Source organism: Citrobacter sp. ANG330 (assembly GCF_047467925.1).
GTDB lineage: Bacteria > Pseudomonadota > Gammaproteobacteria > Enterobacterales > Enterobacteriaceae > Citrobacter_A > Citrobacter_A amalonaticus_G.
The window spans coordinates 534,925-550,663 of sequence record NZ_JASJUI010000002.1 but is presented as its reverse complement, the minus strand read 5'-3'; the positions used below and the strand labels follow the sequence as shown (position 1 = coordinate 550,663).

The 15,739-nt window shown below is 51.7% G+C and carries 12 protein-coding genes; 7 read left to right on the top strand and 5 right to left on the bottom strand.

Annotated features, from left to right (window positions below; all coding sequences use genetic code 11):
• Positions 1–857 (top strand): dimethyl sulfoxide reductase anchor subunit family protein (locus QNN88_RS08335; protein ID WP_414239790.1); only part of this gene is annotated, 857 nt, incomplete at its 5' end.
• Positions 858–1,049: 192 nt separating this feature from the next.
• Here QNN88_RS08335 and ycaC read toward each other — a convergent pair.
• Positions 1,050–1,676 (bottom strand): isochorismate family cysteine hydrolase YcaC, encoded by a 627-nt coding sequence (gene ycaC, locus QNN88_RS08330; protein ID WP_414239789.1) that lies wholly within the window; start codon positions 1,674–1,676, stop codon positions 1,050–1,052.
• 313 nt (positions 1,677–1,989) lie between these two features.
• Between ycaC and QNN88_RS08325 the strand changes: the two genes are divergently transcribed.
• Positions 1,990–3,138, top strand: a complete 1,149-nt coding sequence (locus QNN88_RS08325) for an MFS transporter (RefSeq protein WP_414239788.1) — start codon at positions 1,990–1,992, stop codon at positions 3,136–3,138.
• 119 nt (positions 3,139–3,257) lie between these two features.
• Here the strand turns inward: QNN88_RS08325 and pflA are convergent, their stop codons facing one another.
• The 4 genes from pflA to ycaO form a co-directional block, all read right to left on the bottom strand.
• Complete coding sequence (gene pflA, locus QNN88_RS08320) at positions 3,258–3,998, bottom strand: pyruvate formate lyase 1-activating protein (protein ID WP_061077019.1); 741 nt, start codon at positions 3,996–3,998, stop codon at positions 3,258–3,260.
• A gap of 204 nt (positions 3,999–4,202) precedes the next feature.
• Positions 4,203–6,485, bottom strand: a complete 2,283-nt coding sequence (pflB, locus tag QNN88_RS08315) for a formate C-acetyltransferase (RefSeq protein WP_414239787.1) — start codon at positions 6,483–6,485, stop codon at positions 4,203–4,205.
• Positions 6,486–6,541: 56 nt separating this feature from the next.
• Positions 6,542–7,399, bottom strand: coding sequence for a formate transporter FocA (focA, locus tag QNN88_RS08310; RefSeq protein ID WP_414239786.1), 858 nt, complete (start codon positions 7,397–7,399; stop codon positions 6,542–6,544).
• 406 nt (positions 7,400–7,805) lie between these two features.
• A complete protein-coding gene (gene ycaO, locus QNN88_RS08305) occupies positions 7,806–9,566 on the bottom strand; it encodes a 30S ribosomal protein S12 methylthiotransferase accessory factor YcaO (protein WP_414239785.1) in 1,761 nt (586 codons plus the stop codon).
• 136 nt (positions 9,567–9,702) lie between these two features.
• Here ycaO and QNN88_RS08300 point away from each other — a divergent pair, with 136 nt between their 5' ends.
• The 5 genes from QNN88_RS08300 to rpsA all read left to right on the top strand — a co-directional run bounded on the left by QNN88_RS08300 (position 9,703) and on the right by rpsA (position 15,695).
• Positions 9,703–10,395 carry a DUF421 domain-containing protein gene (locus tag QNN88_RS08300; RefSeq protein WP_414239784.1) on the top strand — a complete coding sequence of 231 codons (693 nt, stop codon included), beginning with the start codon at positions 9,703–9,705 and terminating at the stop codon, positions 10,393–10,395.
• 203 nt (positions 10,396–10,598) lie between these two features.
• A complete protein-coding gene (gene serC / locus QNN88_RS08295) occupies positions 10,599–11,687 on the top strand; it encodes a 3-phosphoserine/phosphohydroxythreonine transaminase (protein WP_414239783.1) in 1,089 nt (362 codons plus the stop codon).
• 72 nt (positions 11,688–11,759) lie between these two features.
• Positions 11,760–13,043 (top strand): 3-phosphoshikimate 1-carboxyvinyltransferase, encoded by a 1,284-nt coding sequence (gene aroA / locus QNN88_RS08290; protein ID WP_414239782.1) that lies wholly within the window; start codon positions 11,760–11,762, stop codon positions 13,041–13,043.
• A gap of 181 nt (positions 13,044–13,224) precedes the next feature.
• Positions 13,225–13,908 carry a (d)CMP kinase gene (gene cmk, locus QNN88_RS08285; RefSeq protein WP_042320210.1) on the top strand — a complete coding sequence of 228 codons (684 nt, stop codon included), beginning with the start codon at positions 13,225–13,227 and terminating at the stop codon, positions 13,906–13,908.
• A 113-nt stretch (positions 13,909–14,021) separates the two neighbouring features.
• Entirely contained in the window at positions 14,022–15,695 is a 1,674-nt protein-coding gene (rpsA, locus tag QNN88_RS08280) for a 30S ribosomal protein S1 (protein ID WP_414239781.1), read from the top strand.
• Positions 15,696–15,739: the final 44 nt, after the last annotated feature.

Genomic DNA, 15,739 nt, shown 5'->3' with positions numbered 1-15,739 from the left:
GTGGATGGCATGAATGGCCGCTGATGATCTTCACGGTCTTCGGACAATGTGTGGTCGGTGGTTTTATTGTTCTGGCGCTGGCGCTGATGAAAGGCGACCTGCGGGCAGAGACGCAGCAGCGCGTGATTACCTGCATGTTCGCGCTGTGGGTGCTGATGGGGATTGGCTTTGTCGCATCTATGCTGCACCTCGGCTCGCCAATGCGGGCGTTTAACTCGCTTAACCGTGTAGGGTCGTCGGCGCTGAGTAACGAAATTGCCAGCGGTTCGATTTTCTTCGCGGTTGGCGGGATCGGCTGGTTGCTGGCGATGACGAAAAAGCTCTCTTCCGCGCTGCGTAACCTATGGCTATTGGTCACCATGATTCTGGGCGTTCTGTTCGTCTGGATGATGGTGCGTGTCTATAACAGCATCGATACCGTACCGACCTGGTACAGCGTCTGGACGCCGCTGGGCTTCTTCCTGACTCTGCTGATGGGCGGTCCGCTGCTGGGCTATCTGCTGTTGCGCGTGGCGGGTGTCGACGGCTGGGCGATGCGTCTGCTGCCTGCGGTTTCACTGTTGGCGCTGGTGGTCAGTGCTGTCATGTCGGTGATGCAGGGGGCGGAGCTGGCCAGCATTCACAGTTCAGTCCAGCAGGCATCTGCACTGGTTCCGGATTACGGTTCGCTGATGGCCTGGCGAATTGGGATGCTGGCGCTGGCCTTGTGCTGCTGGATTGTTCCGCAGTTGAAAGGGTATCAGCCTGCGGTGCCGTTACTCTCCGTGGCCTTTGTTCTGCTGCTGGTCGGCGAACTGATTGGTCGCGGTGTATTTTACGGTCTGCATATGACCGTCGGCATGGCGGTCGCCGGCTAAGTGAAGAACCGGGGCTTTCGCCCCGGTCAGATTACTGACAAGGAAAGAAAAAACGTGGTTTTTCCTTCCTTGTGGTTATCAGCCGAAAATCAATGAATTGATTTTCCTGGTTTTTAATGAGGTGATCTTTGCTTTTCCGGTATCGGGATGAAGTTTGTCATCACTCTCACCGGGGCTTTCGCCCCGGTTTTACTATTTCTGTTTAGTCAACGTATCGTAGCTGGTCATCAGATTGCGGTAATCCGGAATGTGGTTGGAGAACAGCGTCGCCAGCCCCTCGATATCATTACGCCAGTCACGGTGCAGTTCACAGGCCACACCAAACCATGTCATGAGCTGAGCACCGGCCTGCGACATTCGATCCCACGCTGAATGACGGGTAATTTCATTAAACGTACCCGACGCGTCGGTGACGACGAAGACATCAAAACCTTCTTCAATGGCTGACAGCGCCGGAAATGCCACGCAAACTTCGGTCACTACGCCCGCAATGATCAACTGTTTTTTCCCCGTGGCTTTGACGGCCTTCACGAAGTCTTCGTTGTCCCAGGCGTTGATATTTCCTGGTCGCGCAATGTATGGGGCATCCGGGAACTGGGCTTTTAATTCGGGAACCAGCGGGCCATTTGGACCGGTTTCGAAGCTGGTGGTGAGAATGGTAGGCAGCTTGAAGTATTTGGCTAAGTCGCCCAGCGCCAGCACGTTATTCTTAAATTTATCAGGGTCAATATCCCTGACCAGTGAGAGTAGCCCGGCCTGGTGATCCACCAGAAGAACCGCCGCATCGTTTTTATCAAGACGAACATAAGACCTGGTCATTCTCTTCCCCTTGCTTGAGTCAACTCTGCGCCCGAAATCATTCAGGTGCGTATGGTTTATTCAAAGCATAGAACGGAAAAAAAATACTGCCGGGACTATGAGATTTTTCAACTAAACGAAACGGAACTCTTTTGCGTTAAATCAATAAAAACAGGCACCTGTAATGAGTTCGGCAGCAATAATACATAATCTTAATCAATAAATTCAATCGAAGACGGAAAAGGGCCGCCACGCCACGGTTTCCGCCGATTGACAATGTTTTTGTTGGTGGCATGATGCGCGTGAAATTTGAACTTCCTCACGGTTTATACTCATGTCCACCTATACCCGACCTGTCTTGCTTTTGCTGGCTGGTCTACTTCTGCTGACCCTGGCGATTGCGGTGCTTAACACGCTCGTCCCGCTTTGGCTCGCCCAGGAAAACCTGCCGACGTGGCAGGTGGGTATGATCAGTTCGTCCTATTTCACCGGTAACCTGGTCGGGACGCTGTTGACAGGGGCTTTAATCAAGCGCCTCGGGTTTAACCGTAGTTACTACCTTGCCTCGCTGATCTTTGCGGCTGGTTGTGTGGGCCTCGGGGTGATGGTCGGCTTCTGGAGCTGGCTGGCATGGCGCTTTGTCGCTGGCGTTGGCTGCGCGATGATCTGGGTTGTCGTCGAGAGTGCGCTGATGTGCAGCGGGACATCACGCAACCGAGGCCGTCTGCTGGCGGCCTACATGATGGTTTACTATGTCGGGACCTTCCTCGGACAGCTGCTGGTCAGCAAAGTCTCGACGGAGCTGATGAACGTGCTGCCGTGGGCGACAGGACTGATTCTGGCAGGGATTTTACCGCTGCTCTTTACCCGTATCCTGAATCAGCAGTCTGATGAACACAACGACACGCCAATTACCTCAATGCTGAAACTGCGTCAGGCGCGGCTGGGTGTTAACGGCTGCATTATTTCCGGGATTGTGCTGGGTTCGCTGTACGGCCTGATGCCGCTGTATCTCAATCATCAGGGTATGAGTAACGCCAGTATCGGTTTCTGGATGGCGGTGTTGGTTAGCGCGGGGATCCTCGGCCAGTGGCCAATCGGGCGGCTGGCGGATAAGTTTGGTCGACTGCTGGTTCTGCGTGTGCAGGTATTCGTGGTGATTCTCGGCAGTATGGCGATGTTAAGCCAGGCCGCGATGGCGCCTGCGCTCTTTATCCTGGGGGCTGCCGGTTTTACGCTCTATCCGGTCGCTATGGCCTGGGCCTGTGAAAAAGTGGAACATCACCAACTGGTGGCGATGAACCAGGCGCTGCTGCTGAGCTACACCGTTGGCAGCCTCTTAGGGCCTTCCTTCACCGCCATGTTGATGCAGAATTATTCCGATAATCTGCTGTTTATTATGATTGCCAGCGTGTCGTTTATTTATTTGCTGATGCTGTTGCGCAATGCCGGACACACTCCGAACCCGGTTGCTCACGTTTAATTCAGCGCCAACAGGATGCAATGGGTGTTATTGCATCCTGTTTTGGTTAATTCTCTGCCTTCCCTGACAGAAAATAAAAAGGCCGCCCGCCGGGCAGCCTTTCTAAAAGACTCAACGAGTTAGTACATCACTTTATGACCGTACTGCTCAAGAATGCCTTTGACGCGTTCCATCGTTTCTTTCTTCGGTGGATGTACGCCATCAAGTTTGTACTCTTCGCCCATCGCCACCCATTTATGTTTACCCAGCTCGTGATAGGGCAGAAGCTCGATTTTCTCAACGTTGCCCATATCGCGGGTAAATTCACCGAGTCGGTGCGCTGAGTCGTCATCGTCGGACCAGCCAGGTACCACGACGTAACGGATCCACACGTTGATATCTTTGTTTGCCAGATAGCGGGCGAACTCCAGCGTACGATGGTTAGAAACGCCGACCAGATTCTGGTGGATCTCATCGTTCATTTGCTTGAGGTCGAGCATCACCAGATCGGTGACTTCCAGCAGTTCATCAATCACCGGGTCGTAGCGGCGAACAAAACCATTGGTATCCAGACAGGTATGGATACCTTCTTGCTTACAGGCACGGAACCAGTCACGAACAAATTCCGCTTGCAGGATGGCTTCACCGCCTGACGCCGTTACGCCGCCGCCGGATGCGTTCATAAAGTGGCGATAGGTCACGACCTCTTTCATCAGTTCTTCAACAGTGACTTCTTTACCGCCATGGGTGTCCCACGTATCGCGGTTATGGCAATACAGGCAGCGCATCAGGCAGCCCTGGAAGAAAGTAATAAAGCGGATGCCCGGGCCGTCAACGGTACCACAGGATTCAAAGGAGTGAATGCGACCAATAACTGACATTGCGGTGTTTCTCCAGATGTGGCCCATCCGGGGCCGTGTTGGTGCACAGCTCATTGGCTGTGTCGAGTCTGTTTTGGCGGTTATCCATTGAGTATAGATAGCTGACAAAACAGGCTGCAGTCGGGAAACGACCTGTTAAAAAGGCCCCACTTACGTGGAGCCTTTATTGTACGCCTTTTACCGCGTGATTTCAGTCAAAACACATTACATGGTCTGAGTGAAGGTACGGGTAATAACGTCCTGCTGCTGTTCTTTCGTCAGGGAGTTAAAACGTACTGCATAACCAGATACACGGATGGTCAGCTGCGGATATTTTTCCGGATGTTCCATCGCGTCCAGCAGCATTTCACGGTTCATGACGTTCACGTTCAGGTGCTGACCACCTTCGATGGACGCTTCATGGTGGAAGTAACCATCCATCAGACCGGCCAGGTTAGTCTTACGAACTTCGTCATCTTTACCCAGTGCGTTCGGAACGATAGAGAAGGTATAAGAGATACCATCTTTTGCGTAAGCAAACGGCAGTTTAGCAACAGAAGTCAGAGAGGCAACAGCACCTTTCTGGTCACGGCCGTGCATCGGGTTAGCACCTGGTCCGAACGGCGCGCCAGCACGACGACCATCTGGGGTGTTACCGGTTTTCTTACCATACACAACGTTAGAGGTGATGGTCAGAACCGACTGAGTCGGGATTGCATCACGGTAGGTTTTCAGTTTCTGAATTTTCTTCATGAAACGTTCAACCAGGTCAACCGCCATGTCATCAACGCGCGCGTCGTTGTTACCAAACTGCGGGTATTCGCCTTCGATTTCGAAGTCGATTGCCAGACCGTCTTCGTCACGAATCGGTTTAACTTTCGCATATTTGATAGCAGACAGGGAGTCAGCCGCAACGGACAGACCTGCGATACCACATGCCATGGTGCGGATAACATCACGGTCGTGCAGCGCCATCAGAGAGGCTTCGTAGCTGTACTTGTCGTGCATGTAGTGGATAACGTTCAGTGCGGTGACATACTGCTTAGCCAGCCAGTCCATGAAGTGATCCATACGCTCCATCACTTCATCGAAGTCCAGAACGTCGCCTTTGATCGGCTCAGACTTAGGACCAACCTGCATTTTCAGTTTTTCATCAACGCCGCCGTTGATTGCGTACAGCATGGTTTTCGCCAGGTTTGCACGCGCACCGAAGAACTGCATTTGTTTACCAACGATCATCGGGCTTACGCAGCAAGCGATAGCGTAGTCGTCGTTGTTGAAGTCCGGACGCATCAGGTCATCGTTCTCATACTGCAGAGAAGAGGTGTCGATGGACACTTTAGCGGCGAATTTCTTGAAGTTCAGAGGCAGTTTTTCAGACCACAGAACGGTGATGTTCGGCTCCGGAGACGGACCCATGGTGTACAGGGTGTTCAGGAAGCGGAAGCTGTTTTTGGTAACCAGAGTACGGCCATCAACGCCCATACCACCGATGGATTCCGTTGCCCAAATCGGGTCGCCGGAGAACAGTTCATCATATTCAGGCGTACGCAGGAAACGAACCATACGCAATTTCATGACCAGGTGGTCAATCATTTCCTGAGCGTCTTGTTCAGTGATTTTGCCTGCTTTCAGGTCACGTTCGATGTATGCATCCAGGAAGGTGGATACGCGACCGAAGGACATTGCTGCACCGTTCTGAGATTTAACTGCAGCCAGGTAGCCGAAGTAGGTCCACTGGATAGCTTCCTGAGCGTTAGTAGCCGGACCAGAGATATCGCAGCCATATTTCGCCGCCATCTCTTTGATCTGACCCAGCGCACGGTGCTGTTCAGCAATTTCTTCACGCAGACGGATAGTCGCTTCCAGGTTTACGCCGTTTTCCAGATCGGACTGCAGGGAAACGAACTGCGCGTACTTGTCTTTCATCAGGAAGTCGATACCGTACAGCGCAACGCGACGGTAGTCACCGATGATACGGCCACGGCCATACGCATCCGGCAGACCAGTCAGAACGCCAGATTTACGGCAGTTCAGAATGTCTTTGGTGTAAACATCGAATACGCCCTGGTTGTGGGTTTTGCGGTATTCGGTGAAGATTTTTTTCAGCATTGGATCCAGCTCGCGGTTATACGCTTTGCAGGAACCTTCAACCATTTTGATACCACCGAACGGGATGATCGCGCGTTTCAGCGGAGCTTCAGTTTGCAGACCCACAATCTTCTCGAGCGCTTTATTGATGTAGCCAGCGTCGTGAGAAGTGATGGTGGAAGCAACAGAGGTGTCAAAGTCAACAGGCGCGTGAGTGCGGTTTTCCTGTTTAACGCCTTCCATTACGCTGTCCCACAGTGCAGTGGTCGCATCAGTTGCGCCAGCCAGGAAGGACTCGTCACCCTCGTACGGAGTGTAGTTTTTCTGAATGAAGTCACGGACGTTTACTTCATTCTGCCAGTCACCTTTGGTAAAACCTTCCCAGGCTGTGGCTAACTTTTCATTAAGCTCGGACATGTAACACCTACCTTCTTAAGTGGATTTTTTATTCACTGCGTGTATCGCGACATCAATTAATGATGATCGTTGTCACGCAGATAAATGACCCAGTATGTCAACCCAACCAACAAACCCCCGCCGATAATGTTACCGATCGTAACCGGAATCAGGTTATCAGTGATGAAGTTCATCGCGGTCAGGTGAGAAAAATTCTCCGGCGTCGAGCCAACTGCGCTCCAGAACTCCGGTGTGGCGAGATCACGGATTACAATACCCATCGGGATCATAAACATGTTTGCGATACTGTGCTCAAAACCGCTGGCAACAAACATCGCAACCGGTAATACCATGATAAACGCTTTATCCATCAGACTGCGGCCTGAGTAGCTCATCCAGACGGCCAGGCAGACCATCAGGTTTGCGAGAATACCGAGGCTGACGGCTTCAACAAAAGTATGGTGCATTTTGTGGTCGGCGGTTTGCAGGACGTTGAGTCCCCACTGGCCGTTGGCGACCATATATTCGCCAGAAAGCCACATTAACAGCACAAAGAGCAAGCAACCAATCAGGTTGCCAAAATAAACGTTGAGCCAGTTTTTTGCCAACTGACCCCAGGTGATACGGCCACTGGCTTTGGCGACGACAATCAACACGGTTGACGTAAAGAGGTCAGCACCGCAGATGACGCAGAGAATCAACCCCAGAGAGAAGCAGATACCGCCAATCAGTTTCGCCATACCAAAGGGCATCGTACCTGTACCGGTCGTGGCTGTGATATAGAAAACAAAGGCGATGGAAATGAACACACCGGCAGTAATTGCCAGGAAGAAAGTCTTAAGCGGATGTTTCGTTGCTTTATAGACACCTGCCTCTTCGGCCACTTTGGCCATTGCAGCAGGGAGTAAAAGATCAAAAGGGTTGTCAGCTTTCACACTAACTCTCTCTTTATTAAGTCGGCGACGAGATACTAACAAAGCATTATAGATGAGAAATTGATATAGATCATATCTCGCCTGGCTTATAGGCCCGCAATACGCATGGTTTTTATGCAATCTCGGGGTAATTTATTGATTAATTTGATAAAAATAAATTTTAAAATTTAGCAAATGAGTTGAAAGTTTTCCTCTTCGGGGCTGTTAGCCGGTTAATTAATATGGAGTAATTGGCAGGTAAAGTAACAACTATCCATTAAATTATGTAATATCAACTACCAATATTTAACCTTGTTATTACATTTATTTTGGGATATTCAAAAATAAGTAAAAAGGGGCGCTTAGCGCGCCCCGTAATATAGCTCAGACGATTATTTAAACCTACTCAGCGTAGGTTTAATTGGGTTTATTTTGACCAAAATGAAGATTTTGCGCGCTGCAACTTTTCATAGGCCTTTAACAACGACTGGTGTGATGCGAATGCGTGCAGATCGCTGTCGACCGGCTGTAGGCCATAAAAGGCGGCTTCACCGCTTAACGCTGCGCTGGCGGCTTCGACGGCATCTGCGCCATACATGCGAACAAACGCGTTCAGATACTGCAGCGGTTCACGTTCTTCTTCCTGCGACAGCAGTAACAGCGTTTGCAGGCAGCGGTAATAATTCGCCCGCTCAGCGCTAAAGATCGATGAATTAAATTCCATCGTCCATTCAGTCCAGATCAGCGCCTGTTCCAGATCGCCACCTGCCAGCGCCAGCATCGCTTTCAGCTCACCAATACGCAGGGTGTACCAGCCATTATCCGGACCGGTGGCCAGGCCTAACAGTTCACGAACACGGGTAAAATCATCAAACCCTTCTTCATCGAGTTGCTCAATCAGGTTGAGATAGTCTTCTTTATCCCAGTTACTGTTCGGCAGTGAGAGCAGGGTTTCGCGCAGATGGGCGCCCATGGCGTTGTTGGCTAACCACAGGTCTTCAGCAGGATAAATATCAGACATCCCCGGAACGATAATCCGGCAGGCGTACACGCCAAGGTGCTCGTAATCGGCGATGTATACTTCTTTATCTTCCGCGTTGAAGATAGCCATCAGCGTCGCAAACTCTTCTTCTGTGGTACCGGAGAAACGCCAGTCAACGAACGGGTAGTCGGCATCCTGCTTAAACAGATCCCAGGAGATCAGACCGCTGGAGTCGATGAAGTGCGTTTCCAGGTTGGTATGCTCGGCCACTTCTTCATCGTCGAAGGTCGGTGGTGTGAAGACGTCGAGATCTTTCAGTCCACGGCCCTGTAACAGTTCGGTCACCGTACGCTCCAGTGCGACGCCAAAATCAGGGTGTGCGCCGAAGGAGGCAAAGCAGGTGCCATTCGCCGGGTTGAACAGCACGACGCAGATCACCGGATACTGACCGCCCAGAGAACCGTCGTAGGCAAAGATTGGGAAACCTTCTGCTTCCAGCGTTGCAATAGATTCCACCACCGCCGGGTAACGTGCCAGTACGTCGGCCGGAATTTCCGGCAGACTGATACTTTCGGCAATAATGCGATTCTTCACGTAACGCTCAAAGACTTCAGAAAGTCCCTGCACACGCGCTTCATTACGCGTATTACCAGCAGACATCCCGTTTGAGACGTACAGGTTGCCGATAATGTTCATGGGAATATAGACGGTCTTGTTATCCGACTGGCGGGTAAACGGCAGACCGCAGATGCCGCGTTCTTCGTTGCCGGACTGCAGGTCGATCAGCATGCTGCCGGTCAGTTCGTTTTCTGGATCGTAGAACGCACGCAGGCGCGCATCCAGCAAGCCTTCCGGCACGTCGTCATTTTCGGTCAGCGGGAACCATTTCTCGTTCGGATAATGGACGAACGGACCATTGGCGATGGTTTTGCCCAGCCAGAAATCGGCAAAGAAATAGTTGGTCGACAGACGCTCAAAATATTCGCCCAGCGCAGAGGCCAGCGCAGCCTTCTTCGTCGCGCCTTTGCCGTTGGTAAAGCACAGCGCGCACTCTTTATCGCGAATGTGTACGGACCAGACGTTTGGCACCGGGTTCAGCCACGAGGCCTCTTCAATATGGAAACCGAGGTCGAGCAGTTTTTGCTGGAAGCGAGCGATGGAGTCTTCCAGTGCGGCGTCTTTGCCGGGAATAAATGTTTGCGTCATGAAAATCACTTTTGTCGTACGGAAAGCGCGCAATCATACGGGTTTTACGAGACTGACGCTATCGCCACCACTGAAGCGGCGCAAATAAAAGTTTTGGCTATGCTTTTATGCAGTGATCCACCATAAGAGCATAAAAATGAAAGCGTTTGATTTACAACGGATGGCACTCGATAAAGTGCCAATGGAATTCCTCGGTGAAGTAGCTTTACGCAGTCTGTATACCTTCGTACTGGTCTATCTGTTTCTCAAGCTCACAGGACGACGCGGCGTGCGACAGATGTCGCTCTTCGAAGTGCTGATTATTTTAACGCTGGGGTCGGCGGCGGGGGACGTGGCCTTTTATGATGATGTCCCGATGTTGCCGGTACTGGTGGTCTTCATTACCCTCGCGCTGTTGTACCGTCTGGTGATGTGGCTGATGGCGCGCAGTGAAAAACTGGAAGATTTACTGGAAGGTAAGCCCGTCGTGATTATTGAAGATGGCGAGCTGGCGTGGGCAAAACTGAATCAGTCAAATATGACCGAGTTTGAGTTTTTCATGGAGTTGCGACTGAATGGCGTTGAGCAACTGGGACAGGTGCGCCTGGCGATCCTTGAAACGAATGGTCAGATCAGCGTTTATTTCTTTGAAGACAGTGAAGTTAAACCCGGCTTGAGCATTTTGCCGAAGTATTGTACGCAGCGATATAAAGTCGTTCCTGAAGCAGGAGATTATTCCTGCGTGCGATGCAGCGAAGTGATCACAATGAAAGCTGGCGATCATCAGGTTTGCCCGCGGTGTAAAAATCCAGAATGGTCGAAGGCCAGCCGGGCAAAACGGGTCGTCTGACAGCAAAAATATCGGTCTTTCACCGTCAATCCCGAAGATTCTGTTGTGTGAGCGAATACTCATTTTTGCTCTGCTCAGTTTTAGCCATTGCGGCGCGTGTCACTGAATGATAAAACCGATATCCACAGGAATAACTTATACCCAATGTCTGTTCATGTATGAAAAGAGGTTGGGTTAATAACAACACAACGTGGTGAGGGGAAATGGCTCAGGTCTTCAATTTTAGTTCAGGTCCGGCAATGTTACCGGCAGACGTGCTCAAAATGGCTCAAAAGGATCTTTGTGACTGGAACGGTCTTGGTACGTCCGTCATGGAAGTGAGCCACCGCGGCAAAGAATTCATCCAGGTCGCGCAAGAAGCGGAGCAGGATTTGCGCGATCTGTTGAATATCCCCTCCAACTACAAAGTGCTGTTTTGTCACGGCGGTGGTCGCGGCCAGTTTTCCGCCATTCCGCTGAACATTCTGGGTGATAAAAACACGGCAGACTACGTTGATGCAGGCTACTGGGCCGCCAGCGCCGTTAAAGAAGCGAGAAAATATTGCACGCCGAACGTGATTGATGCCAAAGTCTCGGTTGATGGCCTGCGCGGCGTGAAACCGATGAGCGAGTGGCAGCTTTCTGATGATGCGGCGTACCTGCATTACTGCCCGAACGAAACTATCGATGGCATCGCGATTAACGAAACGCCCAATTTTGGTTCGAATGTGGTGGTGACCGCCGATTTCTCCTCAACCATTCTCTCCAGTCCGCTGGATGTCTCCCGCTACGGCATCATTTATGCGGGCGCGCAGAAGAACATTGGTCCGGCGGGTCTGACTATCGTCATCGTACGCGAAGATTTACTGGGTAAAGCGAAGGTGGCGTGCCCGTCGATCCTCGATTATTCCGTCCTGAACGACAATGACTCTATGTTCAATACGCCGCCGACCTTCGCCTGGTATCTTTCCGGCCTGGTGTTCAAATGGCTGAAAGCTAATGGTGGCGTGGCGGCGATGGATAAAATCAATCAGCAAAAAGCAGAACTGCTGTACGGTGTGATTGATAACAGTGACTTCTATCGTAACGATGTCGCGAAAGCGAACCGTTCACGGATGAACGTGCCGTTCCAGTTAGCTGACAGCGCGCTGGATAAGATCTTCCTCGAAGAGTCATTTGCCGCGGGTCTGCACGCGCTGAAAGGCCACCGCGTTGTCGGCGGAATGCGTGCCTCTATCTATAACGCGATGCCGCTGGAAGGGGTAAAAGCGCTTGCCGATTTCATGACTGATTTCGAGCGCCGTCGCGGCTAATCTGGTGTCTCTTTTCATCCCCACAGCGTTGTCTGTGGGGTTTTTATTTCTGTCTTTTGAGAGTTGAGTTTCATGGAATCCCTGACGTTACAACCCATCGCACGGGTCGATGGCACGATTAATCTGCCAGGCTCGAAGAGCGTATCAAACCGCGCGCTGTTACTGGCGGCGTTAGCTCATGGCACCACAGAGCTGACCAACCTGTTAGACAGCGATGACGTTCGCCATATGCTCAATGCCCTGAGTGCGTTGGGGGTTGATTATACGCTTTCAGCGGATCGTACCCGCTGCGACATCACTGGTAACGCGGGCTTTCTGCATGCCGAAGGCGCATTAGAACTGTTTCTGGGTAATGCCGGAACGGCGATGCGACCGCTGGCTGCTGCGCTGTGCCTGGGTGAAAACGACATTGTGCTGACCGGTGAACCGCGAATGAAAGAGCGCCCGATTGGTCATCTGGTGGATGCGCTGCGTCAGGGTGGGGCGAACATTGAGTATCTGGAGCAGGAAAATTATCCGCCGCTTCGACTGCGTGGCGGATTTACCGGCGGGCAGGTTGAGGTTGACGGCAGCGTCTCCAGCCAGTTTCTCACCGCGCTGCTGATGACCGCACCTCTGGCGCCGCAGGATACGGTGATCAGTATTAAAGGCGATCTGGTGTCGAAACCGTATATCGATATCACGCTGAACCTGATGAAAACCTTTGGCGTAGAAATAGAAAATCAGCGCTATCAACGCTTTGTGGTCAAAGGCGGCCAGCAATATCACTCTCCGGGCCGCTATCTGGTTGAAGGTGATGCGTCATCGGCCTCCTATTTTCTGGCCGCTGGCGCGATTAAAGGCGGTACGGTGAAAGTGACCGGGATTGGCCGCAACAGCATGCAAGGTGATATCCGTTTCGCCGACGTGCTGGAAAAAATGGGCGCGACCGTAACCTGGGCTGACGACTTTATTGCCTGCACTCGCGGCGAACTTAATGCTATTGATATGGACATGAACCATATCCCGGATGCGGCGATGACCATTGCCACGGCGGCGCTGTTTGCTAAAGGCACGACGACGCTTCGCAACATTTATAACTGGCGCGTCAAAGAGACTGACCGTCTGTTTGCGATGGCGACCGAACTGCGTAAAGTTGGCGCGGAAGTGGAAGAGGGGCATGATTACATTCGCATCACGCCGCCGGCACAGCTGAAATTTGCCGAAATTGGCACCTATAACGATCACCGTATGGCGATGTGTTTCTCGCTGGTGGCGTTATCTGACACGCCGGTCACGATCCTTGACCCGAAATGTACCGCCAAAACCTTCCCTGACTATTTCGAACAGCTGGCGCGCATTAGCACGCCTGCCTGATAAACGTAAAACACTGTCATCTTTCGGGCTGGTTTCTCCCCAGCCCGCTATAATTGCGCAATTATTCTTCATCTGAATACAGACAAAACTGGTTTTTGCACACAATGTTAACGATTGTGAGCGTTGGCGCGTATAATGCGCGGCGTTTACGTTAACAGAACGCCTGTTTAAGGAGATAAAGATGACGGCAATTGCCCCGGTAATTACCATTGATGGCCCAAGTGGTGCAGGAAAAGGCACCTTGTGCAAAGCGATGGCGGAAGCATTGCAATGGCATCTGTTGGACTCTGGCGCAATCTATCGCGTGTTGGCGCTGGCGGCATTACATCATCATGTTGATGTCGCATCGGAGGACGCGCTGGTTCCGCTGGCAACGCATCTCGATGTCCGCTTTGTCTCAACTGACGGTAACCTGGAAGTGATCCTCGAAGGGGAAGATGTCAGTGGCGAAATTCGCACGCAGGAAGTCGCCAATGCTGCCTCTCAGGTTGCGGCGTTCCCTCGCGTGCGCGAAGCGCTACTGCGCCGTCAACGCGCTTTCCGGGAAGCGCCAGGATTGATCGCCGACGGACGTGACATGGGAACAGTCGTTTTCCCGGATGCCCCAGTTAAAATTTTCCTGGACGCCTCCTCGGAGGAACGTGCGCATCGTCGTATGCTACAGTTGCAGGAAAAGGGCTTTAGTGTTAACTTTGAACGCCTTTTGGCCGAGATCAAAGAACGCGACGATCGCGACCGGAACCGTGCTGTAGCGCCGCTTGTACCCGCTGCTGATGCTTTAGTTTTAGATTCCACACGATTAAGCATTGAGCAAGTGATTGAAAAAGCGCTACAATACGCGCGCCAAAAACTGGCACTCGCTTAAGTGCGACCGAATTTGCAGTACCCCCGTTGCAATGGAATGACAGCGGGTATGTTAAACAACCCCATCCGGCACGGAGCCAGGTGGACGTTAAATATGAAACCTGAAGATTAAACATGACTGAATCTTTTGCTCAACTGTTTGAAGAATCCTTAAAAGAAATCGAAACCCGTCCGGGTTCCATTGTTCGTGGTGTTGTTGTTGCTATCGACAAAGATGTCGTACTGGTTGACGCCGGTCTGAAATCTGAGTCTGCCATTCCGGCAGAGCAGTTCAAAAACGCCCAGGGCGAGCTGGAAATCCAGGTGGGTGACGAAGTTGACGTTGCACTGGATGCAGTAGAAGACGGCTTCGGTGAAACTCTGCTGTCCCGTGAGAAAGCTAAGCGTCACGAAGCCTGGATCACGCTGGAAAAAGCTTACGAAGAAGCTGAGACTGTGGTCGGTGTTATCAACGGCAAAGTTAAAGGTGGCTTCACTGTTGAGCTGAACGGTATTCGCGCGTTCCTGCCAGGTTCACTGGTAGACGTTCGCCCGGTGCGCGATACGCTGCACCTGGAAGGCAAAGAGCTTGAGTTCAAAGTTATCAAGCTGGATCAGAAGCGCAACAACGTTGTTGTTTCTCGTCGTGCCGTGATCGAATCCGAAAACAGCGCAGAGCGCGATCAGCTGCTGGAAAACCTGCAGGAAGGCATGGAAGTTAAAGGTATCGTTAAGAACCTCACTGACTACGGTGCATTCGTTGATCTGGGTGGCGTTGACGGCCTGCTGCACATCACCGATATGGCATGGAAACGCGTTAAGCATCCGAGCGAAATCGTAAACGTTGGCGACGAAATCACTGTTAAAGTGCTGAAGTTCGACCGCGAACGTACCCGTGTATCTCTGGGCCTGAAACAGCTGGGCGAAGATCCGTGGGTAGCTATCGCTAAGCGTTATCCGGAAGGTACTAAACTGACCGGTCGCGTAACCAACCTGACCGACTACGGCTGCTTCGTTGAAATCGAAGAAGGCGTTGAAGGCCTGGTTCACGTTTCCGAAATGGACTGGACCAACAAAAACATCCACCCGTCCAAAGTTGTTAACGTTGGCGATGTCGTGGAAGTGATGGTTCTGGATATCGACGAAGAACGTCGTCGTATCTCCCTGGGCCTGAAGCAGTGCAAATCTAACCCATGGCAGCAGTTCGCGGAAACCCACAACAAGGGCGACCGTGTTGAAGGTAAAATCAAGTCTATCACTGACTTCGGTATCTTCATCGGCCTGGACGGCGGCATCGACGGCCTGGTTCACCTGTCTGACATCTCCTGGAACGTTGCAGGCGAAGAAGCAGTTCGTGAATACAAAAAAGGCGACGAAATCGCAGCAGTTGTTCTGCAGGTTGACGCAGAGCGCGAGCGTATCTCTCTGGGCGTTAAACAGCTGGCAGAAGATCCGTTCAACAACTGGGTTGCACTGAACAAGAAAGGCGCAATCGTAAACGGTAAAGTGACTGCAGTTGACGCGAAAGGCGCAACCGTAGAACTGGCTGACGGCGTTGAAGGTTACCTGCGCGCTTCTGAAGCTTCCCGTGACCGCGTTGAAGATGCGACCCTGGTTCTGAGCGTGGGTGATGACGTTGAAGCTAAATTCACCGGCGTTGACCGTAAGAACCGTGCAATCAGCCTGTCTGTTCGTGCTAAAGACGAAGCTGATGAGAAAGATGCCATCGCGACTGTTAACAAACAGGAAGATGCAAACTTCTCCAACAACGCAATGGCTGAAGCTTTCAAAGCAGCTAAAGGCGAGTAATTCTTTGATACTTCGGGATGTTTCATCCCGAAGTCAGATGAGAA